The organism is Paenibacillus sp. GCM10027628, from assembly GCF_042676385.1.
In the GTDB taxonomy this organism is placed as follows: Bacteria; Bacillota; Bacilli; order Paenibacillales; family NBRC-103111; genus Paenibacillus_E.
Genome location: NZ_JBHTHA010000001.1, coordinates 97,548 through 122,071, shown reverse-complemented (window position 1 = coordinate 122,071; position 24,524 = coordinate 97,548). Strand labels below are relative to the sequence as shown.

Here is a 24,524-nt window from a genome sequence, read left to right as displayed (position 1 = left end):
GTTCGGGTTTTAATGAATTTATCGGTAAATTCACGCATGCGTTGTTTCAAAAACAATAAATATCCGTACTTTTATTGTGTGGAATCACAAACTATTGTTAGATTTATTGACTTGAACATGACATAAAACTATATTGGACTCAAGGAACAACGCTTTGTATAGAAAACCAAATTTGGAGGGGAAGTTGAGTATGAAATCATTCGATCGTAAGCATCCATTTTTCATGAAACGCACAGCAATAGTATCTTCAGGTCTAGTCTTGATGATGAGTATGCTTGCCGGCTGCGGCAGTACGGGTTCAAACGGCGCAACTTCAGCCCCAACTACAGCGGCATCACCGGCTGCAACTGCTGCTGCAACCACAGCTGCTACAACGACGCCAGCGGCAGCTAAAGCTGCAGTACCGGCGACCCTCATTTTAAATTGGTTTGCCGAGCCTGAACATGGCGGCAACTTTGCGGCGGTAGCCAAAGGCTTTTATAAGGATGCTGGGTTGGATGTAACACTCACGCCAGGCGGTCCATCGGTTTCGGCTACGCAAATTGTTGCTTCTGGCAAGGCGCAATTCGGTATGGCTAACGGCGACGATATTCTCGTAGCACGGCAAGAGGGAATTCCGATCGTAGCGATTGCAACATCTCTCCAGAAAAGTCCGCAAGCCCTCTTTTATCACAAAGAATCTGGCATTAAAGACTTCAGCGATTTGAACGGTCATAAGGTTTACGTGGCTTCCACGGCAAGCTTCTGGCAATTCATGAAGAAGAAATATAAATTAGACGGCGCACAGGAGATGAAATATACAGGTCAATTAGTGAACTTCGTAAGCGATAAAAGCTCCTTGACCCAAGGTTATGTCACATCCGAACCATTCACCCTCGATCAGCAAAAGGTTGAGTATGGTACGCTGCTGAATGCAGATTCCGGCTATAACATTTATGCCGGTGTTTACTTCACGACAGAGAAAATGATTGCCGAACATCCGGATCAAGTGAAGGCCTTCGTAGAAGCAACCGTAAAAGGTTGGGATTACTACAAGGATCACTGGGAAGAAATCAACCCTTCCATTAAAGAGAAAAACCCGGACATGGGCCTCGATATGATGAAGTTTAGCGCTCAGAAGGAAGTGGATTTTGCGTTTGGGGGCGATGCGGCAACGAAAGGTACGGGAATTATGACCAAAGAGCGCTGGGAAGAAGTACAAAAGCAATTGGTCGACGTTGGCGTACTGAAAACAGCGGAAGATATCAATAAAGTATTCACAACCCAATTCTTGCCTAAAAAATAAGGAAACGTTCAGGAGGTGGCGGCATTGGCTTCTACAATGAATATCGATCTGGTAAATGTTCGATTGCCGATGAAGGATGAGGAGTTTTTGTATCAAATATCCGTTCGCGATGGAATCTGGACTCGCATTCAACGTCAAGAGGCTGGTGCTGCCATTCCTGATTCTACTTTTTTGGAGGCGTGGAGACCTGACTCGGCGCAAGAGGGGGCGCCTGTTGCCCGAATTGATCTCGAGGGAAAAATATTGCTGCCGGGCTTTGTCGATGCGCATATGCATTTGGACAAATCGTTTTCCTTGACTTCCGTCGAAAATAGCAGCGGAACTTTGGAAGAGGCCGTTCGCAACTATGCCCAGGCTTCGCCTGCCTTTACGAAAGAGGAGATTCGATCAAGAATCGTACGTTCTGCTTTGCAGGCTCTGTCCTTCGGAACGACGCATATAAGGACACATCTGGATTTCAACTTACGTGCTTCTCGGGAGGTGGCGCTGCGAACCGTTGAAGCGGCGTTAGAGGCAAAAGCCATGCTCGAACCTTACATGACGCTGCAGCTATTCCCGATGATTCCTCATCATTTGGAATCGCTTGATGTTGGCGTCATCGAAGAAGCGCTTCGCATGGGTGTTGATGGCATTGGCGGAGCGCCGCATTTGTCATTAACAGCCAATGAAGACATTGACCGAATTTTTAAATTGGCGGAAAAATATGACTTACCGATCGATCTTCACTGTGACGAAACGGACAATCCGCTGATGCGCACTGCCGACTACATCGCGCTGCGAACAAAAGCCGAAGGCTATGCAGGACGGGTCACTGTCGATCATCTGTGCGCACTGGCTTCCATGACGGATGAAGATGCTGAAGAGATCATTGGCCGCATGGCTGATGCGGGCTTAAAAGCCGTATCCTTACCGGCAGTGAATTTGTATCTGCAAGGAAGACACGATCGTTTTCCGGTACGACGCGGGGTGACGCGACTGAAGGAAATTTGGCAAGCGGGCATTCCGATTGCCGTCGCTTCAGATAATATTCATGACCCGTTCCATCCTTTCGGAAGAGGGGATCTTCTCCAAATTGCTTTAATTGGCTCCTATGCCGCTCATATGGGGCGACCTGCGGATCTCCGCACACTGCTCAGGATGATCACTGATGTACCGGCGACGGTGCTGGGTTTGCCTGATTATGGCGTTGAGTTAGGTCATCAAGCCAATTTTGTTATATTGGATGGTCAATCGCCCGAAGAGCTGTTTACTTTATTGCCTGAGCGTCGCTGGGTTTACAGCCAGGGAGGCTGGAGAAGAATGGCGGCGGGTAAGGCGCAATGGCACGACCAGGAACTAAGCGCATTTTGGGAGGATGCAACAAAGACCGTTTCTTTCGGTAAACAAGCACTAGCGAAGGGGTGATGGGTCGCTAATGGCAAATATACTAGTGATTTATTACAGCGCATTCGGCCACGTGTTCCAAATGGCACAGGCTGTTGCGGAAGGCGCGAGCCAAGATGGTGAACATCAGGTTCGGGTTGTGCGTATTCCCGAAATGATCGGCCATGAAAACCGTGTCATCCAACAGGATAAAAATAGACCTGCTGCTGAATCGAAAACGTCTGTCGCTGCACAAACCCTATCTAATCAATTCCGTCTGACGGATCGTTACAGTAAATATGTTGCAACCCAGGCCATGCAAGGGGAAATTCGGATTGCCACGAACGATGACCTGCGTTGGGCAGACGGCATTTTATGGGGATTTCCAACTTATTACGGCTCGATGCCATCGCAAGTGAAGTTGTTCCTTGAATTCGCCGGTGAGCTATGTGTGGATGGTTCGCTGGAAGGAAAACCCACAGGGATTTTCAATAGCACAGCCTCGATTCACACGGGGCATGAGGCGACCATTTTAACCTCGATGGTTCCATTATTTCATTTTGGTATGATTTTCGTCGGACTTCCGTACTCGGAAAATCCCGAATATTTGACGGCTGACGCAATCGGATGTTCGCCTTATGGCGCATCGACTTTAGCTGGTCCGGATAGTTCGAGATCCCCGGATCAACGTGAATTGCTGATGGCGTCCCGCTTAGGCGCAAGAGTTGCAAATGTCGCTGAGGCTCTCCGGCAATTTGCAAAGGCATGATCATCGATTATATATGACTGATGATAAAAAGAACCTCTAAACGCAGCCGTTATCTGAATGGCTTCCATAGTGGTTTTCACATAACATTTTTCGGAGGTGTTGATCTTGCCACTACAACGTTATGCAGGAGCAGGTAAAGCTTGGGATCGCTATTTCTTCCCCCGATTGAGCAAAGTAGAAGTAGCGCAGCTGCGTAAGGAAGACGCGTTGATCGTTCTGCCTGTAGGCGCAATTGAGCAGCACGGACCGCACATGCCTGTTTTTACAGATACGCTAATATCCGAAGCGATGTTGACGGGAGCCTTTGAACTTCTCCCCGAAGATGCGAATATTTGGCTGCTCCCGGCAATTCCCTATGGAAAAAGCACGGAGCACTTAGGGCATCCGGGGACGATATCTTTATCGGCCACAACCTTAATGGCGGTTGTCATGGACATCGCCAAGAGCTTGAAAAAGAGTGCCTTCGAAAAGCTGGTGCTGGTCAATACGCACGGCGGCAATGCGGATTTGCTCAGCATGATGGCGCGTGAGATCCGTATCGAAACGGGAATGGCCGTTTTCCGGTTAGACCCGGGCGGTTTAGGTTCTGCTGACGAGTGGATCACCCCGAAGGAAAAGCAGTTCGGCATTCATGCCGGCGATATGGAAACCTCCGTTGTGATGGCGGCGATGCCGCATTGGGTCAACATGAATCTGGCCCAGGCGGAGTTTCCCAATTACCCGGATTCACGCTATTTGCAGCTGCGCTCCCGCGGTTTTGCTTGGGTGATGAATGATCTATCCCACTCGGGGATCTCCGGTGATGCTACACAAGCAACCGTGGAGAAAGGGCGGGCGATGCTTGAAAAATATGGGGCAGATATCGCGGAAGCACTGCTCGAATTCTCGAAGTTTAAGATGGACTCTTTGAAAATGAACAGGAGCTGATGACGATGAGCATAGATACATCTTTGATCGGGATGACGAACCGCAACCTAGAGTCAAAAGCCAATTTCGTAAGGATGGAAAACTTGTCAAAAACCTACCCCAACGGCACGGTCGCGTTGCAAGATGTCAATCTGACCATCAACGAAGGCGAGTTTCTCTGTTTTGTCGGTCCATCGGGCTGCGGGAAATCGACGATTTTTAAGATGATCACCGGGCTTGGTAAACCGAGCAAAGGGATGTTGAATGTGTTCGGAACGACGCCGAAGGAAGCCCGTAAGCAAAGCGATATTGCCTTCGTTTTTCAAGACCACACACTCCTGCCTTGGTCGACGGTCGAAGCCAACGTAAGGGTGCCGCTGGAGCTTCGCGGAGTCGATAAGAAAACGCAGAAGGCAGAAGCGGAGCGCGTGCTGGAGTTGGTCGGATTGAAGGACTATATGAAAGTGCTGCCCAGACAGCTATCCGGTGGCATGAAAATGCGTGTCTCCATTGCCCGTGCGCTCATATCAAGACCTAAGCTGCTGCTCATGGATGAGCCGTTTGGAGCTTTGGATGAAATTACACGCCAGACGCTGCAAATGGAGCTGCTCGGCATCTGGCAGCAGAATAAAGACATGACCGTGCTTTTTGTGACGCATAACGTGTTTGAATCCGTTTTTCTATCGACCAGCGTCGTAGTGATGACACCGCGTCCGGGTAAAATATCCGCGATAATTGATATTCCCGTACCGTTTCCGCGGGATGAGGGTTTCCGGACGAACGCGCAATTCGGCGAATTGGTTCGCGAAGTATCGGCTGCTTTGGAGCATTGATTAAAGGAGGAAAGGCCATGGCTGTTCATATAAGCTGGGAAAAAGAAATGCAGGATCTGCTTGGCGAAGACATCGTCACGCTGGATGGCGAAACAAGAGAAAAGCTATCCAAGGACTATTTTTGGTACTCACCGGTATTGGACCGTCAGTTGAAAAATAATAAGGCCGCTGACGTCGTTGCGCTTCCCCGCAATGAAGCCGAGGTGGCTGAGGTGCTTGCTTTTGGCTACCGCAGCGGTAAGCCCGTCACTGTTCGCGGAGCGGGTACAGGCAATTACGGTCAGGCCGTACCGCTGCAAGGCGGCATTGTACTGGATTTAAGCCGCATGGATGAAATTCTGGAAATCAGCCCTGGTTATGCCCGTTTGCAATGCGGAGTCCGTCTGGCCACAATCGATAAAAAAGCCCGTGAACATGGACAGGAAATTCGTATCTATCCAAGCACCTATGTCAAAGCTACTGTAGGTGGTTTTGTCAGCGGCGGATCCGGGGGCATCGGTTCCATTACCTACGGGAACTTGTGGGATGGCAACGTGTTGGAAGCTGTCATCTATACCATGGAAGATAAGCCTCAGCGCTTAGTCGTAAGCGGCGATGATTTGTTCAACTACATTCATAATTACGGGACAACCGGCATTTTAACCGAGGTGACGATTCCACTGGCTCCGCGTACGGAGTGGGCGCAGGCTATTGCACAGTTCGACACCTTTGAGCAGTCGATGCTTTTTGGTGAAGCCTTAGCGAGGGACGAATCCATCCGTAAGCGTCTTGTTGCGCCGATGGAATGGCCGATTCCTTCCTATTTCATACCGTTCGGGAAAGTCATTAAGCCGGATATGGCAGCGGTTATGCTCGAATTCGCTGAGGGTACGCTCGCGCAGGTAGAAGCGTTAGCTCAGAGTTACGGCGGCCATTTGGGGCATGTCATTGAAGCGGAAAAATACCGTAAAACGATCGGTGTTTCCGATTTTACCTGGAACCATACGACATTATGGGCGATGAAAACGGACCCTGCAATGACTTACCTGCAAGCTGGATTTAAGCTGGATCGTTATATGGAGCAAGTGCGAATGCTGAAAAATAAATACGGCGATGAGGTGCTAATGCATTTCGAATGGGTAAAAGGCGGAGGCGCGTTGATTCCAACCGCACTGCCGGTTGTTCGTTTTCAAAGCGAAGAACGCTTGTATGAAATCATTGACTACTGCGAGTCGATCGGCGTGAGGATATTTGATCCCCATACTTGGGTGCTGGATCACGGCGGGCGCGGTGAAGTCGGAAGCATGGAGCGGAAAAAACGCCAAAACGACCCGAAAGGGCTGCTCAATCCCGGGAAAATTGTTTATGAGATGTGAATGAAAGGAGAAATTGAATATGGCTGTGGACTCAAAGTATTTGCAGATGTTACCGGACGAAATTTTTCCTGCCCGCGAGCGTGCGGCTTGGGCCAACCGTCTCGAAGAAGGCGCCACGCCGGGGCGCGCATTTTGGGCATTTTTGAAGCACGTGGCTCCGCCGTTAGTCGCGTTTATTGTTTTTATCGGAGGCTGGGAGCTGATCGCCTACCTGGTGAAAGCGCCGGTGTACCTGGTGCCGAAACCATCGGATATTGTGGCGGCAGCGATAGAAAATAGAAGTGCGCTGTGGGTTTCGGTTTCCACGACGACACTTGAAGCTGTGCTGGGATTCTTCATGAGCATCATTTTGGGTGTACTCGGTGCGATCCTGCTGGCCATGTCCAAATGGATTGAGAAAGGCGTATACCCTTATGCGATCATCTTGCAGACGATCCCGATCGTAGCGATCGCCCCGCTCATCGTGATTTGGTTCGATGCGGGGATGAATGCCATCGTCATCATTGCGTTTTTAATCGGTTTTTTCCCGATGCTCTCCAATACGCTGATCGGGCTGAATTCGACAGATCAGAACATGAGTAACCTGTTCTATCTGTATAATGCTAACGCTTTTCAAACGATGTGGAAACTGCGCATTCCGGCTGCTCTGCCTTACATTGTCGCTGGTCTTAAAATCTCTTGTACGCTGTCGGTCGTAGGCGCGATCGTCGGTGAGTACATCGCCGGAATCGGCGGCGGCCAGGGCGGACTGGGCTATGCCATTACTTATGCCGCAGCGCGCTTGAAGACGCCTTACTTATTCGCTTGCGGACTCTCCGCCTCGGCGTTGGGAATCTTGTTTTTCTTATTAGTTAATGCCTTTGCCAAATGGATGCTGAGCTCCTGGCATGAATCGGAAATGAGAAAAGATAATTAATGGGAAGAACAATGCGGCAAAAGAGGGTGATCCTACGTGTTGGATTTAGTCGTTCGAAATGTTCGTCTGTTGGATGGAATGGGGAATGAGCAGCAGCTTGTCGACGTAGGCGTGAATGGTGATAAAATCGTTGCTTTGGGGACTGTTGCAGAAGCTGGAGCGAGGGAAATCGATGGGAGCGGACATGTGCTGCTCCCTCCTTTTGTCGAGTCGCATATTCACCTCGATACGGTGTTAACGGCAGGAGAGCCCGCCTGGAACGAAAGCGGTACGCTCTTCGAAGGCATCGGGCTCTGGCAACAGCGCAAGCAAGCACTCACCTATGAGGATGTGCTTGCACGGGCAGAGCAAGTGCTTCGGATGCAGATGTTAAACGGTGTTCTCTTCGTGAGAACACAAGCGGACATCTCAGACCCGAAGCTCACGGCCTTGCGCGCGCTCCTCGCGCTGCGCGAGCGCGTCAAGCCCTACATGCACGTGCAAGTCATCGCCTTTCCGCAGGACGGCATCCGTGCATGCCCGGGCAACGAGCAGCGCCTCGAAGAAGCGCTGCTGCTGGGTGCGGATGGCATCGGCGCCATCCCGCACCTGGAACCGACGCGCGAGGAAGGCGTCGCCTCGCTCGAGATCTGCTTCCGCCTTGCGCAGAAGCATGGCTGCTTCGTCCATATTTTCTGCGACGAAATTGACGATGCCCACTCCACCTTTCTCGAAACGGTGGCGCATCTGGCAATGCGTTCCGGTTTGCGGGAACGCGTCACGGCCGCCCATGCGAGCGCTTCGGCCTATTACGGCGATGCGTACTACCAGAAAGTGGAGGGTATGCTGGCGCGTTCGAGCGTCAATGTTGTATGCTGTCCGCTCATCAACAGTGCGATGCAGGGTCGGTTCGACAGCTACCCCAAAGGGCGCGGAATCACGCGCATCAAGGAGCTGTGGAGAGCTGGAGTCAACGTCAGCATCGCGCATGACGACATCCAGACGCCGTTCTATCCGCTCGGCACCGGCAATATGCTGCAAGCAGCCCACATGGCCGCGCACCTGGCACATATGACGGGCCGTGAGGAAGTCGCCGAGCTCGTGCGGATGGTTACCATCCGCGGGGCGAAGACGCTGCAGCTTGAGTCATATGGCTTAGCGGTAGGCCATCCAGCTAGTTTCATTCTGCTGGAGGGCAGCGATGCCATGGATCTTGTACGGCGGCAGCCGGCTTGCCGCTATGTCGTGAGCCATGGCCATGTTGTGGCTGAGACGCAACCTGCGGTGAGTCGGTTGCATGCAGCATTTGTAAAATAAAAAATGAAGTGAATCCAATAAACCCCTTGCGAAAAATCGCAGGGGGTTTTAGCATTATTTTCCTAACGTTTACTTAAATCGAGAAGGATAATATCGAAATTCGTCGAAAATTAGATGATATTGTATTATTTTGTAATTAAACTAGGGAGGGTGAATGTTTGTGCAAGCGATCCATAAATATCTCTTGATCCCTATTTTGTTTATTTTGATTAGCTGCGGAATGGTCTCGCCACCGGTGCAAGCTGCGGGTCAAGATGATATGAAGACGATACCTGAGTGGAGTATTATGTGGGGTGGGCCTGATTCTGTTGAGGAGTTAGTGAAGGGGACGGGGGAATGGATTGCCGTATCGGATCTTAGAAATTCTTCGGCTAAGCCTGAAGGCATAACTTCCGCTTGGATTAAAATAAAGTTACCTGCAACTCTTCCAAACCATTATGGAGTTTTCATAAGCGAATTATTTACGCAACATCTTGCAGTATACTTAGAAAACCAGCTAATTCAAGAAAATCATCGTAATTTCCAATTTGATGTTCAACGATTATTAATTCCACTAAGTAGCGAAGACGCAGGAAAAACGGTATACCTAAAGTTGGGAACAGCAATGACTAGAATAGGCATACACTCCGACATACAAATTGGACAAAACTCTAATCTAATCCAACGTTATGTAATCCAAGACATGGGTAACATTATTCTTGGTTTTGCATTTCTTTTTATTGCTTTTATTATGCTAATTAGTTCAATGTTTCTAAAAAAAGTACAGCTTACCAGTTGGATATCATTAATAATCGTTATTTTAGCAATGGGTACAATCTTTATTACTTCTGTACCTTTTATTTACGACTATTATTCGGAGTATGGGACAGTCATTTCGAATATGTTTGATATAGCATTAGCTGTATGCTTGCCATCATTAAGTTATTATTTCGAAAAAATATTTGATAGCCCAACTGAGCTAAGCCTGTTTCGTAAATTTAGAAAATTTCAGATACTCTACTCAGTATTCCTATTAAGTTTTATGATTGTTAATCAATTTCTTTCTTTACATCTTGCAAAGATGTACTTTACAATTTCTGTAACAATTCAAGGCAGCATTATGTTAGTACAGTTTGTCTTGCTTTTGGGGTTCTCGTTCAGATATGTTTTAAGAGGCAACAAAGATGCAGTGATCTTTTCAACGGGGTTTGGTTTTTTTTCTTTAATGGGCGTCATCGATCTATTTTGGTTTTATTTCAGCAAACAAATGCATGAGTTATTTTTATGGAAATGGGGGATGGTTGGTTTTATCATCATGCTGATCGTCATTTTGGGAAGACGCTTGGCTACATATCAAGATCAAATAGTGAATTATTCGAGAGAACTTGAATTTTATAACAAACAATTGCTACAATCTGAGAAAATGGAGATTATTAGTGCGTTAGCAGCATCAATTGCTCACGAAGTAAGGAATCCATTGCAAGTTACACGGGGATTTTTACAATTAGTTGCTGGTAAATCCGATACCAAAAATAGACAGTATATGGAGATGGCAATAGATGAATTGGATAGAGCTTCACATATCATTACTGATTTTTTAACATTTGCCAAGCCTCAAATGGAAGATCTGTCCGAGTTAAATGTTTCTAAAGAGTTGAAACAGATTGAAGGAATTATTGTTCCTTTAGCAACTTTGCATGGCGGAAAGGTTTTGGTAGATATACCTCAGGAGCTGTATATACGTGGAAATTCATCAAAACTAAAGCAAGCACTTATTAATATTATTAAAAATAGTATCGAAGCATTCCATAAAGAGGGTCAAATTGATATTTGGGCTTATAAAGAAAATGGAAAGGTTTTTATTCATATAAAAGATAATGGTGAAGGAATCGAATCTTCAAAACTTGCGAAATTAGGAGAACCGTATTTTTCCACGAAAACGAAGGGGACTGGGCTTGGATTAATGGTAACTTTTCGTATTATCGAAGCCATGAGAGGAAGTATCGAATTCAAAAGTCAGATTCAAGTTGGAACTGAGGTCATTATTAAGTTACCTGCGTTTAATTCTTCATGAATATGGTATAAAAAAAGTGCTTCACGTAAGTTTACGTGGGCACCTTTTTTTATGTTTAATTACCAGTAATCTAGTGTTGTGGCTTCACTGTTTGCAGAGATCAAGGCTGGGTTCGAAGGAATGACTAAAACAAATTGCTCTTTAGTCTCTTCGACTGCTTTAATCTGAATATTGTCAGGAATATCGATGCCAAACGCTTCTTTTAAAGCTGTCTTTGGGTCAGATAAAAGCTGTTTTTTAAAAGTTTCGTCTTCCCAAGCTTTTTGGATAATTTGTGATTTTAAAATTTCTTCAGCTGACATCATGATCACTCCTTGTTAATTGGGTATATTTACCTACAAGGAAATTATACCATGGTCTACCAATATTATCTATTAAAATTCACTAAAATTCGACATATTTTGAGAAAATAGAGGCGCCTCACCTAGCTTGATGGGTACTTCGAATAAAACTTGAGCGTGAAATTACCATTCAGATCTAGGACTTTCTGTAATATCTAATATTTCAGTTGGATTCGCGGGTAGGACGAGAATCAGTTGGGAATTAGTTTCTTCAGCAATTTTAATCTCGACGTTATCCGGAATCTCAATGTTAAATGCTTTCTTAAGTGCTCCTTTAGGATCTGATACAAGATGATTTTTAAAAGCCGTATCCTGCAATGCTTTTTGAACTATTTTAGTTTTAAGAATTTGCTCAGCTGACATGCTATCACTCCCAAAATGGATTTAATTACAGACGTGTCTTGATAAAAAATAGTTAAATCCGCCTAATGCTAGTTTCTCTCTATTCGTTGTGATTTCGTTCGCTGCTGTGAGTAAGTTGTTCACTAATGAATCATGGAATGCGAAAAGTTGTGGAATATGAAGCTCTAATTTCTTTAATTCTTCGTTATTTTTTGAAGCAATCTGAGCGTATATGGTAAGAAAGTCATGCACATACAACTGCTGTTTCACCAATTCAGAGGTTAGAATGGTCAACGCTGGGAGTTGAAGATGAGAGCTCATCAATGACAATAGACAGTTATAAGCACCATCCGCCATATCTTCTGGCCAATCTGCCCAATCGTCCAACATTTGCAGGGTTACTAATACCTGGTTGATCGCTTGATCGGCCTTCAGAATCAAATATGACTGGTTTGAAAGAACTAGCGCTCCGGTACTAGCAAACTTGACTGGACTTGCCTTTTTAGCAACCATCCCTATGTCGTTCATGAAATAATTCTTGTTACTCTCGTTCGAAACGGCCTCTGACCACTCTTTTACGTATTTATCAAAATAAGTCCAGAATGCTGAATCCGATGGAAATAACTCGCGATAAATAGATAGATACTGCAAATAAAATAAGTTACCGAGCGGTAGTTTATCCCTGTGTTCACCCGTTGGTGAGTCCATAACATCGTCTTGTATGAAGAAATAAAGCATGACAAATACGTTCGCAAGAGAAAGTTTTTTGATTGTTTCTTGAGGTAATGGAGCTAGGTCTGACATCCAGAATGGAAGAAGGTAACAGATGTAGTTTTTAGTGCTATCTTCTTTAGTAGCATCGAACTTAGATAGATAGGTGAGACCGAGTTGATCTAGTGGAGCCGGGAATTTGGAAATGATATTTTTAGAGACTGCAAATATATCAGCCAATTCCCTTTTGTAGGCTTCGAACCAATTCATATGTTATGTCCTTTACTATGAGATTACCATACATCTTTCATAACGCTCGTGCCATCCAATACATTAGTCGGATTCGTAGGAATGACAAGTACATGCTGGTTCGCAGTTTCCTCGACTGTCTTAATCTCAATATGATCAGGAATCAAAATATCAAATGCCTCTTTAAGCGCAGCTTTCGGGTCAGAAAGAAGCTTCTCTCTAAAAGATGCGTCTTCCCAAGCTTTTTGGCTAATTTTTGCATGTAAAATTTGATCTGCTGTCATCCATATCACTACTAGTAATTGGGTATATTTACCTACAGGAAAAAGCATACCATGAATTACCGGAAATTTCCACCAATATTCTACCTAATTCGACAATAAAAAGTCATGCCAAACATATGAACCTGATGCGTGGCCGTAGGATGATAAAGCCAAGTCTCCAGCTCATCCAACAAATCAAGTGGAATCGGACCTGAAACATTCGATTGTGCTACTAGTTTCATATAGGCATATAGTTTTTGTTTAATTTCGGTTTGATCAGCTGAGATGCTATACGTTGTTGTTTGTTCGTGTAACCATCCGTAGTGCTCCATTTCAATTCTAAGAGCGTCTTTCACATCAAGGAAACGATTCTTAATAATCCCCTGGCGGGACTGCTTGTACAAAGCACTAAACAAAGGCAGCTGCTCGTTATCGTTCAATTTCTCATTATCAATCTCGATGACGAGGATCGTTGATTCAGCATGGGTTACCGATCGAAGCCAGTTGCTGAAATGTTTCTTATCCGGCAGATGGTGAATTACCAGCCGAAGAATGACTAAATCAAAGGGCTGGGTTACAGGCAATTCCTCATAGCTCATACGATGGAACTGCATCTTTTCATTGGCTTTGCCTATTGCCTTTTGAAATATACCCTCGTCATATTCAACCCCAACCAACTCAGCCGTTGGGAAGCTTCCATGCACCTTACTCAAATAGGCGCCATTCCCGCAACCTACATCCAGTATTCTTTTGCCTTCCAGATGCATGGAGGAAAAGAACAATTCATGCTCAAGCGAATAAAAGAGATCCGCCGTGATCGCCAGCATCTGATCAAAATTGTCGATATGATTTTTCATGACAGAGTCTCCTTGGATTGTTTCACGTTCCCCGCTGCCTTCATCCGCTCCAAAACCAACTCCACCTTCAACAAATGCTGCATCATCCGATCCGCGGCCAGCGCCTCATTTTGCTCCTGAATGGCCTCATAAATGCCTGTATGTTCCTCCAAAAGCTGCTGACCGGAAGCCAGCTCAGAAAAGAACCAAAGTCTACGGGAGTCACCCATGCTTTCTTGCATCCTCTTGGTGAGCGAGTCCATCATCTGAATAAATAAAGTATTATGTGTCGCTTTGGCAATCTGTAGATGAAATTGCACATCGGCTTCTTCGGACTCCTGTTCATTCTCTAGCGCTTCTCGCATACGAACAAGAATTTGATTCAACAGCTCAATATCTTCTTCCGTTCTACGTTTCGCAGCAAGCGAGGCGCATCCCGATTCAATATATTTACGAATTTCGAGAATTTCCTGAAAAGATTCTTTCTTATGAAAAAAGTCGCCGGCATCCGGCAGCGGCTCGCTAGGCAGCACTTGGCTGACGAAGGTGCCTCCGCCATGGCGAATGTCGAGCCAGCCCATCGCTTTCAAAGCGCTAAGCGCTTCGCGAATGGTGGAACGCCCGACATTGAAGCCTGCGGCCAGGTCTACCACGGAGGGCAGACGGTATCCAGGCTCATATTCGCCGGATTCGATGCGCTGCTTCAACTGGGCTAGGACGATGTCCGATCCTTTTTGCGGTTTAACGGATGGAAATGAAGATGACATGCTCGGACCTCCCAAAAACTTATATACATCTATTCAAGCATACGATATAATTGTTGAAAAGTCATCAGATGACCTGTTCACTTTGCGGTCTTTTATGAAAGGAGCCTAGCCATGTTAGCTGAATCCATTCGAATAAAGCTTCGTCAGATCGTAGGCGATACCTGGTTTAAAGACGATCCTGAAGCTCTGGTTACCCATTCTTACGATGCCACGCCCATGGTGCAATCCATGCCGGACGGTGTGATCTATCCGAGTACTTCTGAGGAAGTGGCTGCGATACTCAAGATCGCAAACGAGCACCGCATCCCGATTATAGGTCGCGGAGCGGGAAGCAATCTCTGCGGAGGAACGGTCGCGGTCGAGGGCGGCATTGTGATGGTGATGAACCGCATGAATCGGTTGATTGAGATCGATCAGGACAATCTCACCGCTACGTTTCAGCCGGGACTCAATACGAAGGAGTTTCATCTTGCGGTTGAAGCGCTGGGGTTATTTTATCCGCCTGATCCGAGCAGTATGGTTGTGTCTACGCTGGGCGGTAACATCATGGAATGTGCAGGTGGGCTCAGAGGGCTCAAGTACGGCACGACCAAAGATTATGTGATCGGTTTGGAAGCGGTGCTGCCTTCCGGCGAGATCATCCGTACGGGCGGCAAGCTTTATAAAGATGTAGCCGGCTATGACTTAACCAAGCTGCTGGTCGGTTCCGAGGGGACGCTTGCCATTATCACGGAAGCTACGGTCAAGCTTTTGCCTGCTCCCAAGTATAAAAAGACGATGCTGGCGATGTACGAAGACATCTATGCCGCAGCAAAAACGGTCTCAGCGATCATCGGCCATCAAATTATTCCGGCAACGCTGGAATTTATCGATAATCCGACGCTGCGTGTTGTCGAAGCATTTAACAAGATCGGGTTGCCGTTAGACATGGAGGCTGTCCTGCTGATCGAGCAGGATGGCAGCGATATGTCGGCGGTTGAACAAGATATTGAAGCAATTACGCGGATCTGTAGGGAGCAGGGGGCGGCGGAAGTCAAAATTGCGAGCAGCGCCCAAGAGGCGGAAAAGCTCATGATGGCGCGCCGCAGTGCGCTTTCTACGTTGGCGAGAATTCGTCCGACTACGATTCTGGAAGATGCCACGGTGCCTCGCTCCAAAATTGCGGACATGGTCATTGAAATCAACAAGATAGCGCAAAAATACAACGTGCAAATTTGTACGTTCGGACACGCAGGGGATGGCAATTTACATCCCACATGTACGACGGATGTGCGCGATCCTGATGAGATCCATCGCGTGGAGCTGGCGTTTGAGGAGATTTTTGATGCGGCTATTCGGATGGGGGGCACTATTACCGGAGAACATGGCGTCGGCATGATGAAGGCGCCATATCTGGAGTGGAAGGTCGGAACAGCAGGTATAGAGCTGATGAAAGGGATCAAACATGCATTCGATCCGAACCATATCATGAATCCGGGCAAAATCTTTGCCAAGGAATCGCGCAAAAGGTTGGTGGTTCAGCGATGAATGAGGCTTTATCCATCAAGCCCAAACTTGCTGCGACGAGTCCGAATCCGCTCACCGAACGGTTAAAACTTACGCTCAATTACGATGAGCTGAGCAACTGCATCCGTTGCGGCTTCTGTCAGCCGTCTTGTCCTACGTACAAAGAAACCGGCTTGGAAGCGGCGTCCCCCCGGGGGCGTATCGCTCTGATGAAAGCTGTCGTGGACGATCTCATGGTGCCGGACAGCTCCTTTCAAAAGCAGATGGATCTCTGCCTCGGCTGCCGAGCCTGCGAGCCGGTCTGTCCTGCCGATGTCAAATACGGCCAGCTATTGGAGCAGACTAGAGATGCCATCGAAAAACATACCGATCACCGCTGGTGGATCAAGCCAATTCGGAACCTGGCGTTCCAGCAGCTATTTCCCAACCAGAAAAGAATGCGCCTGCTCGGCTCAGCACTTCGTCTCTACCAACGTTCCGGCATACAAGGACTCGTACGCAAATCAGGCATGATGAGCCTGTTCCCGGAATCAATGAGCCAAATGGAACGCATCTTGCCGGAGGCTTCTTCCCGAGGCGTCGTGGAGCAGCTTGGCACTTATGTGCCTGCTAAGGGTGGCAAGAAACCGATCGCAACGGTCGGGATGTTCCGGGGCTGCATTATGGATGTGCTGTTCACGGAAACGAATATGAATACGGTGAAATTGTTATCTGAAGCTGGCTTCGATGTGGTCATCCCGCCAACGCAGAACTGTTGCGGTGCACTCCATGCGCATAGCGGCGAGCTTGATCAAGCCAAGGAGCTTGCGCGCAAAAACATCGACGCTTTTCAAGCGTCCGGCGTGGATTACATCATTTCGAATGCAGGCGGCTGCGGGGCATTGTTGGTCGAATACGGCCATCTGCTGCATGACGATCCTGAGTATGCGGCGGCGGCGTTGAAGTTCGCCGGGAACGTGAAAGATGTCAGCCAGATGTTGATGGAAAAAGGCAGCATACCGAAGTTCTCGGTTGCCAAGCCTGCCTCCGATCAGAAGCAGGTTTCAATTACCTATCAGGATTCTTGCCATTTGCGCAACGTTATGAAGGCCGGCAACGCTCCGCGCGATCTGATGAACCGAATCGAAGGGGCTCAGTTGGTCGAACTAAGAGGCGCAGACCGCTGTTGCGGTTCGGCAGGTATTTATAATTTGGTGCAGCCCGAGATGTCGATGGATATTCTTGATCATAAAATGGAGCATGTGAAAGAAACGCGCGCACATTATTTGCTGACCAGCAACCCGGGCTGCTTGCTGCAAATGAAGCTGGGGATTGAGAGGGAGCAAATGTCCGGCCAGATGAAGGCTGTTCATATTGTGGACTTTTTATATGAACATTTAGTGGATTGACTGATGCGGGAAAAATAAAATACTTAAACAGTCGGTAAAGCCCTATAAGTCTACAGTTCCCCCTTACCCGTCGTGGAAAGAACCAGGGTCGCTAATAGAGAACATTTTGACGCATTTGATGGGTAAATGACCGCCAATCAGGCTTCGAACGAATAAAAGTCCATAATTAGCGAAGATTGTTCGTTGTTTATGGACTTTTGTTCTTTCGAGCCCCGAAATGACCATTTCGCCGAAATTTAGCGTCAAACTTATTCGCTAATAGCGACCTTTGGTCTTTGTCAAGCAGGTGACCCGAAGGTTACCCCCCATTTCTTTGAAAGTACCAATGGTTGCATGATGTGCAATCGAATCAGCGAAGCAGGCTGAAAAACGAGAAAAATCCGCCCCTATTCCGGGACGGATTTCTTCAAATTAATGCTCAGCCAGCTTAATCGCTTGGCGGACGAATCCGTCCGTCTGACTAAGCATGAGTCGTGCCTCGGCAACGCTGACGTTAGCCAGGATCATGACGATCGCCGTTTTCACATGACCGCCAGCCTCATTATAAGCGGCGTTCACCGCTTCCTCGGATGCGCCTGTTGCCATGCGGATAATCCGCTTGGAGCGGAAGATCAATTTTTCGTTGGATGGATGGAGGTCCACCATCAGGTTTTGATACACTTTGCCGATGCGGATCATCGCCGATGTGGAGAGCATGTTCAGAATCAGCTTTTGTGCCGTCCCTGATTTCATTCGTGTAGAACCAAGAATGACCTCAGGTCCGACGACCGCTTCGATCATGAGCTGCGCAAGTTCGGCCATAGGCGTGCCGTAATTGTTGCACAGACCGATGACGGTGGCCCCCAGTTCGCGGGAACGTTTCATAGCCCCCAGTACATAGGGGGTGCGGCCGCTTGCGGCAATACCCACTACCACATCATGCTCCCCGACGCCATGAATGTCCATATCTTGTGCGCCCAGCTCTTCGTTATCTTCCGCCCCTTCTACTGCGTCTTTGATCGCTCTTTCACCGCCGGCGATGAGGCCTTGTACCATAGAAGGCTCTGTGCCGAACGTCGGCGGACATTCTGAGGCATCGAGGATGCCGATTCTCCCGCTCGAACCGGCTCCGACATAAAGCAATCTGCCGCCATGGCGAAATGCCGCTACAATATAATCAACCGCTTGAGCGATCTGAGGGAGGATGCCTTGGATGGCATCGGCGACCCCGCGATCTTCTTCATTGATGAGCGTAACGATTTGCTCGGATGAAAGCTGATCGATATCAAACGTTTTGCTATTCGGCTGCTCGGTCGTTAATTCATTTAACAAATGTTGCATCAACGGACACTCCTTTACCTTCTATAGTTGTTCCCATTTTGCGCAAAGTCCGTTAGATGGTTCTTTGAACTTGTTCTACGGCTTCAATGACTTTTCGCCGAATATCTAGATGAACAGGACGGCCGTACGCGAGTTCTAATGCCCATAATATGGCTCCAGTTGCAGGTGGAACTTGCAAAAGAATGAAGCGACAATGGCGATTGCTGAAGTTAGCCACATAATTTTTATAACTTTGCAGCAGTAGCGGACTTTCCGCCTTGACCCAAACAGATCCTGCCAAAATGATGTCGACTTCATGACCGAAATCCAGATTGTGCATGCAGCCGACAGTGGAGTAGGCCAGTTGTTTGGCCGTATTATCCAGAATATGCAGAGCTACGGGATCCCCGATGTCGGCAGCAGCGAACAAAATTTGCACCAGTTTGGTAGTAGGGATTGTTCGCTTGAACATGCCGTCCACGGCAAATTCGATAAACAGTTCTTTGCCCGGTAGTTGCAGAAGTTCCATGACGGGCGCCGTCATCTGGGTTTCCGGACCCAGGCGGTAGAAATAATCGTACACAGAACGAAGCACTTTTCTTGCGAGAAAAAATCCACCGGCTTCATCGCCGGATAGCTCGCTGCCCACGCCGCCTACCTGAAGGCGGTTTCCGCTTGGAGAGATGCCGCCGGTGGAGGCGCCGGAGCCATTAATGGAGCAAATGCCGAAGCCTTTTTCACTGCCGGCTTTTACCCCCAAGAAAGAGTCGTTGTCCACGGCATAGTGCGTGAAGCCGATCCGTTCAATGACCTTGCTTAAATGTTCCTTTTGTGATGGAATGTCCGCGCCAGCTAGGCCAAAGGCGCCGGCTGCAAGATTATCCATGGACAGCCGGTTGCGTGTAAGCAACTGCTGAATATTCTCATTCATGATTCGGTATGTGCTTGTATAGGCATCGGGAAACTGCTCATGACTGCATGTGCCTGTGTGAATATGATCGACAAAGTTTCCTTGAAGATCAAACAGAAAATAGTCGGTTTTGCTATTCCCGCCATCAACGCCAATGATATAGTTCTTGTCTGTCATGACGACTTCTCGTTAGTGAAAAATTGTGGGAGATAGGCTTTATGAGCTTCTTTTAACTCATTAAAGCAATTCGCAGCCGTATGATAGTCACCGACTAACGGATTCATCAACAAGGCGCGCATGGCGGCATCCTCGCTGCCGCTAACGGCTGCAGCTACGGTCTCGCGCTCGTAGGCTTTAACCATACGCATATAATCAATGATATGCTGATTGCGGAAATCGTGAACCTGAATCGGCTCGGCGCCATTTTTACCAACAACCGCACAAACCTCCACGGCATCGGAGTCTTCCATGAAGTCTAGTGCGCCATTATTAAGCAGGTTGACGACATGTACCTCTTTTTTGTCGTTATAGATCGCATCCACTAGACTGATGGCCACTTCCGAATAGTTGGCGCCACCGCGTGTGGAAAGCAGATCAGGCTTGATATGAAGCTTAGCGTCCATGTAGATGTTGAGAAGCTCCTCCTCGATCTGCATACATTTTTCGCCGCGTGTCAGTTCACTTTCTTTAAGCAGTTTCAGCTTCTTATCTTTGAAGTAATAATATTCCAGATAAGAGGAAGGGATGGCTCCTACCATTTGAACGAATTCTTTGCTGAATCCGCTGGAAGGAATATTTTTCATAGCTTCACTGTTAAGTCCCATGTCTAGCGCCGTTTTCAAATAATCCGTGCCATCCTGCTCAATGGATGTAATCCAACTGAGATGATTCAATCCAACGTAGGTAAAGCTGGCACTATCCAGCTGCAAAGTTTCGCGAATGCTTTTAAACATGTTGAAAGGCACATTGCAAAGACCCAGCATCTTTACATCGGTATGGTTAAGCAGCGCTTCTGTAATAATGCCGGCCGGATTGGAGAAGTTGATGAGCCAGGCATCCGGACAAAGTTCTTTCATGCGCTGCGCAATATGCAGCATCACCGGAATCGTGCGCATGGCTTTGAAAAATCCGCCGATCCCGCAGGTTTCCTGGCCAATTAAATCGTATTTCAAAGGAATGGTCTCATCGAGTACTCTGGCAGGCAGCTTGCCCACGCGGATTTGACACAACACAAAGTTCGCATTCAGCAGCGCTTCATCCAAATTTTGCGTCATGACCACCCGGCAAGGAAGATTTTCCGCCTGTATCATGCGTTCGCAGAGCCGGCCAACAATATCGAGCTTTCTTGCATCAATATCCATAAGAACCAGCTCATCTATGGGCAATCCATCCTTGCGTTTCAGCATGCCCTCAATCAACTCCGGAGTGTAGGTGCTGCCTGATCCAATGATGGCTATTTTCAACTTATGACTCATCCCATGATCCACCCTTCCATTACTCAATCTTCGACGCCATTATAGCATTGAATTCTGAAGGTCTGCAATAAAAATTAGAAATAAAATTTTAATATGACTTATATATTTTGAAATAAATTTTCTTTCATTTTTCGGTTTTCACTCCAATATGAATCTTGTATTTTTGAAACATTACACTTATGATGAAATTAAATTTCACAACTTGAATCTAGGATGAGTAGGGATAACATGTCGATTAATGATAATATTTTAATTAAAATTCGGGATATGAAAGACAGTCTGACGCCCGTAGAGAAGCTGGTCGCAGAGTATATCCTGGAGAACGTAGAGGAAATCCCTCATCTTTCGATTAAAAACCTTGCTCAACTGACGAAAACCAGCGACGCTTCTGTTCTTCGTTTCTGTAAAACCATGGGTTATAAAGGTTACCGTAATTTTATTGTCAGCATATCGGCTACGCTCGGATCCAGAGACGAGGAGCACAAGGATCAGTATACCGATATTCAGCCCGGCGATGATCTCTCTACGATTATTTCGAACATTGCCCGCAATAATAGCAAATCTATTGAAGATACGCTCAGCGTCATCGACAAGAATGAAATTGCCCGTGCCGTTAAAGTGTTGCGCGAATGCAAACGGATCGCCTTTTTCGGTATCGGTGCGTCCGGCTTGGTCGGCATCGATGCGGAGCAGAAATTTTCGCGGATCAACAAAATATGCCACACCTATACGGACGGACACAGTCAGCTTACTGCAGCAACCCTGCTGGATAAAAATGATGTGGCGATCTTTATATCGAACTCCGGCACGACGGTGGAAATTCTCGATTCGCTGGACATTGCTAAAAAGAATGGCGCTTGTATTATCGCGATTACCAAGTATAACAAAAGCGAGCTTGCGGATAAGGCGAATATTGCGCTGAGTATTTCTACGCCGGAGGTAACCATCAGAAGCGGTGCGATGGGCTCGCGAATCGCTATGCTAACCGTCATTGATATTCTTTTTGCAGGGGTAGCCAGCGCGGAGTATAAGAATGTGAAGAAGTTTTTGACCAAGACTCACGATATTATCGCGAGCAAGCATCGCAAATAAATGCTCAAACATCGGCTTTCCCAGGTGAGCCGGTGTCTTTTTTTTGTTGAAAGAAACAAAAAATCAGCAGTTTCTTTCAAAAAGAAATAAAATTTCAAAAACTGTTGACCGACATGAAATTTTTCGTTAGTATGAGGATAGAAACTGAGAAATGCAGGATAGGAGGATGGCTATGGATGAGTATCTGTCGGGATTGACTACGGAAAAAATCAACGAGAGAACACTGATGATAGATGAATGCTCGACTGAACAAATGTTGCGGCTGATGAATGAGCAGGACGCTACAGTACCTAATGCAGTGGCAGCAGAAATACCGCAAATTGTGAAAGCAGTTGATATTTTGCATCAGGTGCTTAAAAACGGCGGCAGAATGTTTTACGTAGGAGCTGGATCTTCTGGCAGACTCGGAGTACTCGACGCATCGGAATGTCCTCCTACTTTCGGTATTGACCCCTGGATGGTACAGGGACATATTGCCGGAGGCGACGGGGCACTGAGACTGGCTGTTGAAGGCTATGAAGACAATGCGGAGGAGGGGGTCGCACTCATAGAGCGCTGTCGCGTAACAGCAAGAGATGCCGTCATTGGCATTACAGCTAGCGGAAGTGCACAATTCGTCATTGCCGGTTTGAAGAGGGCTAAGGAACTTGGAGCTGCCACGATAGGCGTAACCAATAATACCGATTCCAAATTAGAGCCTGTCTGCGATGTATGTATTGCGCCTGTAGTTGGGCCGGAAGTCATCATGGGATCTACCCGATTAAAATCGGGGACTGCTCAGAAGCTGGTTCTCAACATGCTCACGACCTGTACGATGGTGAAGCTGGGAAAAACGTATAATAACCTGATGGTAGATATGAAGGCAAGCAATAATAAGTTATATGATCGTTCCGTCCGCATCATTCAGGCAGCGACTGGCGTCGACGAAGTCACAGCCACATCACATTTAGAGAGCGCTTCCATGAACTGTAAATTAGCCATTATGATGATAAAAACCGGTTTGGATGCAGGAGAGGCACAGCGTGTGTTGGCTGAGTGTGACGGCAGTTTGAAAGCAGCAATTCGCAGCTTTAGCAAGGTTGTTTAAACATTTAATGGGAGGTCATTTTCTATGAAAAGAAACATGTACGTATTCGCACCTGTCTTGGCTTTAACCATGGCTTTAACGGCTTGTGGCGGCACTTCCAGCAATTCCGGTAAAGAAACGGGTACACCGGCCCCTGGCAGCTCAGCTGCTGCAACCGCCGCAGCCTCCACTGCAAAGGATACGATCACGGCTCTGCTTCCGCCGGTTTCTCCCAATTTCCAAAAGACTTTTGAGCAAATTTCCAAAGATTTTAATGCCCAGTACCCGAATCTGACTTTGAAAATCGAACCCGCAAGCTGGGAAGATATGAAGCAGAAGCTCGATACGCAGGTTAATGCAGGCAGCCCTCCGGATATTGCGTTCGCCGGTTCTGACAGCATTTCCAAGTATGTGCAGCAAGGCTTGCTCATGGATGTTACGGATACAGCAACCCCGGAAATGGTGGGCGATTACGATAAAGCGCCGCTTGAATATATGAAGAACGGCAAAGGGTTGTATGGCTTCCCGGCTTATATGGAAGTCCATGCACTCGGAGGCAACAAAGAGTTCTTGGAAAAAGCAGGAATCGACTGGAAAAAAGTGCAGCAAAACGGCTGGACTTACGATGAGTTTCGCGAGGCCATCAAGAAAGGTGTCGTGACTGAGAACGGCAAAACCCGCTACGGCTTTGTATTTGCTGTGAAAGGCGTTGCGGCGGTAGACTATTTGGGCATCATGGCGAAAAATGCCGGTATGCCTGCAGCTTTTGATAAGGATTTGAAATATGCGTACACCAGCAAAAACTACCTGGGATTGTTGAAAAATCTTCGTCAGCTGATTGATGACGGCTCCATGCCGAAAGAGCTCAGCTCCGTAGACGCCGGCAAACGCTGGAATATGTTCTTGACGGGTCAAACGATGATCACCGGCAAAGGGCTTGCAACGTTTGAGAATTCCGCGAAAACGAACAACAAGAAGCTTGAAGCGAAAGACGGCAGTGCTGTCAAAGACAGTATCCCGGTTAACTACATCGTACTGCCTGCTCCTACGTTCCAAGGTGCGAAACCATCAGCATCAACTGTCGTTGACGGATATCTGACGTTCCGCGGGAAAAAGGAACCAACGCCTGAGCATAAAGCAAATGTCGTAAAAGCAGCTTATTTCCTGGCTAGCGGTAAAGTTGCCGCAACGACGAATAACGATCTTTTCGCTGCCCATATCACGCAAAGCGGCAGAAAAGCTGCGGAAAGCATGAAAATTGACAGAATGCCGGAGAACGTTGCAGCTGTTGAAAATATGCTGAAAAACGCAACGCCGGCTCGTCCTGATATCCCGTCTGAATTGGGTGCGAAAGCGATTAAACTGGAAACCGAAGTCATTGTGCCTAAATTCCAAGCGTTAATCGCAGGTGAAATTACGCCTGAAGCTATGTATGAGGCCGTTAAAGCCGCTGCAATCCAAACGTTCGGTGAAAACGGAGTTGTAAAAGACTAAAACGAAAGTT

At 47.3% G+C, this 24,524-nt stretch carries 23 protein-coding genes; 14 read left to right on the top strand and 9 right to left on the bottom strand.

Annotated elements, in window-relative coordinates:
- Window positions 1-190 precede the first annotated feature (190 nt).
- The 9 genes from ACFQZT_RS00605 (at window position 191) to ACFQZT_RS00565 (ending at window position 10,775) form a co-directional block, all read left to right on the top strand.
- Window positions 191-1,285, top strand: a complete 1,095-nt coding sequence (locus tag ACFQZT_RS00605; RefSeq protein WP_379295506.1) for an ABC transporter substrate-binding protein — start codon at window positions 191-193, stop codon at window positions 1,283-1,285.
- Between the two features lie 24 nt (window positions 1,286-1,309).
- Window positions 1,310-2,689, top strand: a complete 1,380-nt coding sequence (locus tag ACFQZT_RS00600) for an amidohydrolase family protein (protein WP_379295504.1) — start codon at window positions 1,310-1,312, stop codon at window positions 2,687-2,689.
- 10 nt (window positions 2,690-2,699) lie between these two features.
- Window positions 2,700-3,416: an NAD(P)H-dependent oxidoreductase gene (locus tag ACFQZT_RS00595; protein WP_379295502.1), complete on the top strand. Its 717-nt coding sequence runs from the start codon at window positions 2,700-2,702 to the stop codon at window positions 3,414-3,416.
- Window positions 3,417-3,521: 105 nt separating this feature from the next.
- Window positions 3,522-4,343: a creatininase family protein gene (locus ACFQZT_RS00590; protein WP_379295500.1), complete on the top strand. Its 822-nt coding sequence runs from the start codon at window positions 3,522-3,524 to the stop codon at window positions 4,341-4,343.
- Between the two features lie 32 nt (window positions 4,344-4,375).
- Window positions 4,376-5,155, top strand: coding sequence for an ABC transporter ATP-binding protein (locus ACFQZT_RS00585; RefSeq protein WP_379295750.1), 780 nt, complete (start codon window positions 4,376-4,378; stop codon window positions 5,153-5,155).
- Window positions 5,156-5,172: 17 nt separating this feature from the next.
- Window positions 5,173-6,510 carry an FAD-binding oxidoreductase gene (locus ACFQZT_RS00580; protein WP_379295498.1) on the top strand — a complete coding sequence of 446 codons (1,338 nt, stop codon included), beginning with the start codon at window positions 5,173-5,175 and terminating at the stop codon, window positions 6,508-6,510.
- Window positions 6,511-6,529: 19 nt separating this feature from the next.
- Window positions 6,530-7,426 (top strand): ABC transporter permease, encoded by an 897-nt coding sequence (locus tag ACFQZT_RS00575; protein ID WP_379295496.1) that lies wholly within the window; start codon window positions 6,530-6,532, stop codon window positions 7,424-7,426.
- Window positions 7,427-7,462: 36 nt separating this feature from the next.
- Window positions 7,463-8,722: an amidohydrolase family protein gene (locus ACFQZT_RS00570; protein WP_379295494.1), complete on the top strand. Its 1,260-nt coding sequence runs from the start codon at window positions 7,463-7,465 to the stop codon at window positions 8,720-8,722.
- Between the two features lie 154 nt (window positions 8,723-8,876).
- Complete coding sequence (locus ACFQZT_RS00565; RefSeq protein WP_379295492.1) at window positions 8,877-10,775, top strand: ATP-binding protein; 1,899 nt, start codon at window positions 8,877-8,879, stop codon at window positions 10,773-10,775.
- A 59-nt stretch (window positions 10,776-10,834) separates the two neighbouring features.
- Here the strand turns inward: ACFQZT_RS00565 and ACFQZT_RS00560 are convergent, their stop codons facing one another.
- The 6 genes from ACFQZT_RS00560 to ACFQZT_RS00535 all read right to left on the bottom strand — a co-directional run bounded on the left by ACFQZT_RS00560 (window position 10,835) and on the right by ACFQZT_RS00535 (window position 14,284).
- Window positions 10,835-11,080 carry an NHLP leader peptide family RiPP precursor gene (locus tag ACFQZT_RS00560; RefSeq protein WP_379295490.1) on the bottom strand — a complete coding sequence of 82 codons (246 nt, stop codon included), beginning with the start codon at window positions 11,078-11,080 and terminating at the stop codon, window positions 10,835-10,837.
- A gap of 159 nt (window positions 11,081-11,239) precedes the next feature.
- On the bottom strand, window positions 11,240-11,479 hold the full coding sequence (locus tag ACFQZT_RS00555; RefSeq protein ID WP_379295488.1) for an NHLP leader peptide family RiPP precursor: 240 nt from the start codon (window positions 11,477-11,479) through the stop codon (window positions 11,240-11,242).
- Window positions 11,480-11,500: 21 nt separating this feature from the next.
- Entirely contained in the window at window positions 11,501-12,439 is a 939-nt protein-coding gene (locus ACFQZT_RS00550; RefSeq protein WP_379295486.1) for a hypothetical protein, read from the bottom strand.
- 23 nt (window positions 12,440-12,462) lie between these two features.
- Window positions 12,463-12,702: an NHLP leader peptide family RiPP precursor gene (locus tag ACFQZT_RS00545; RefSeq protein WP_379295481.1), complete on the bottom strand. Its 240-nt coding sequence runs from the start codon at window positions 12,700-12,702 to the stop codon at window positions 12,463-12,465.
- An 80-nt stretch (window positions 12,703-12,782) separates the two neighbouring features.
- Window positions 12,783-13,538: a methyltransferase domain-containing protein gene (locus tag ACFQZT_RS00540; RefSeq protein WP_379295479.1), complete on the bottom strand. Its 756-nt coding sequence runs from the start codon at window positions 13,536-13,538 to the stop codon at window positions 12,783-12,785.
- Complete coding sequence (locus ACFQZT_RS00535) at window positions 13,535-14,284, bottom strand: FadR/GntR family transcriptional regulator (protein WP_379295477.1); 750 nt, start codon at window positions 14,282-14,284, stop codon at window positions 13,535-13,537. Before ACFQZT_RS00535 ends, ACFQZT_RS00540 begins: the two co-directional genes overlap by 4 nt.
- Before the next feature lie 111 nt (window positions 14,285-14,395).
- Here ACFQZT_RS00535 and ACFQZT_RS00530 point away from each other — a divergent pair, with 111 nt between their 5' ends.
- Window positions 14,396-15,811, top strand: a complete 1,416-nt coding sequence (locus ACFQZT_RS00530) for an FAD-binding oxidoreductase (protein ID WP_379295475.1) — start codon at window positions 14,396-14,398, stop codon at window positions 15,809-15,811.
- Complete coding sequence (locus ACFQZT_RS00525) at window positions 15,808-17,178, top strand: (Fe-S)-binding protein (RefSeq protein WP_379295473.1); 1,371 nt, start codon at window positions 15,808-15,810, stop codon at window positions 17,176-17,178. The genes ACFQZT_RS00530 and ACFQZT_RS00525 overlap by 4 nt, the downstream gene beginning before the upstream one ends.
- 411 nt (window positions 17,179-17,589) lie before the next feature.
- Here ACFQZT_RS00525 and murQ (ACFQZT_RS00520) read toward each other — a convergent pair whose 3' ends face one another.
- From murQ (ACFQZT_RS00520) to ACFQZT_RS00510, 3 genes are read right to left on the bottom strand one after another with little or no spacing between them, the layout of a single operon-like run.
- A complete protein-coding gene (gene murQ, locus ACFQZT_RS00520; RefSeq protein ID WP_379295470.1) occupies window positions 17,590-18,498 on the bottom strand; it encodes an N-acetylmuramic acid 6-phosphate etherase in 909 nt (302 codons plus the stop codon).
- 52 nt (window positions 18,499-18,550) lie between these two features.
- Window positions 18,551-19,564: an N-acetylglucosamine kinase gene (locus ACFQZT_RS00515; RefSeq protein ID WP_379295468.1), complete on the bottom strand. Its 1,014-nt coding sequence runs from the start codon at window positions 19,562-19,564 to the stop codon at window positions 18,551-18,553.
- Window positions 19,561-20,862 carry a 6-phospho-beta-glucosidase gene (locus tag ACFQZT_RS00510; protein WP_379295466.1) on the bottom strand — a complete coding sequence of 434 codons (1,302 nt, stop codon included), beginning with the start codon at window positions 20,860-20,862 and terminating at the stop codon, window positions 19,561-19,563. The genes ACFQZT_RS00515 and ACFQZT_RS00510 overlap by 4 nt, the downstream gene beginning before the upstream one ends.
- A gap of 228 nt (window positions 20,863-21,090) precedes the next feature.
- Here ACFQZT_RS00510 and ACFQZT_RS00505 point away from each other — a divergent pair, with 228 nt between their 5' ends.
- From ACFQZT_RS00505 to ACFQZT_RS00495, 3 genes are all read left to right on the top strand, one after another.
- Window positions 21,091-21,954: a MurR/RpiR family transcriptional regulator gene (locus tag ACFQZT_RS00505; protein ID WP_379295464.1), complete on the top strand. Its 864-nt coding sequence runs from the start codon at window positions 21,091-21,093 to the stop codon at window positions 21,952-21,954.
- Window positions 21,955-22,126: 172 nt separating this feature from the next.
- A complete protein-coding gene (murQ, locus tag ACFQZT_RS00500; protein ID WP_379295462.1) occupies window positions 22,127-23,041 on the top strand; it encodes an N-acetylmuramic acid 6-phosphate etherase in 915 nt (304 codons plus the stop codon).
- Between the two features lie 24 nt (window positions 23,042-23,065).
- A complete protein-coding gene (locus tag ACFQZT_RS00495; RefSeq protein ID WP_379295460.1) occupies window positions 23,066-24,514 on the top strand; it encodes an ABC transporter substrate-binding protein in 1,449 nt (482 codons plus the stop codon).
- Window positions 24,515-24,524: the final 10 nt, after the last annotated feature.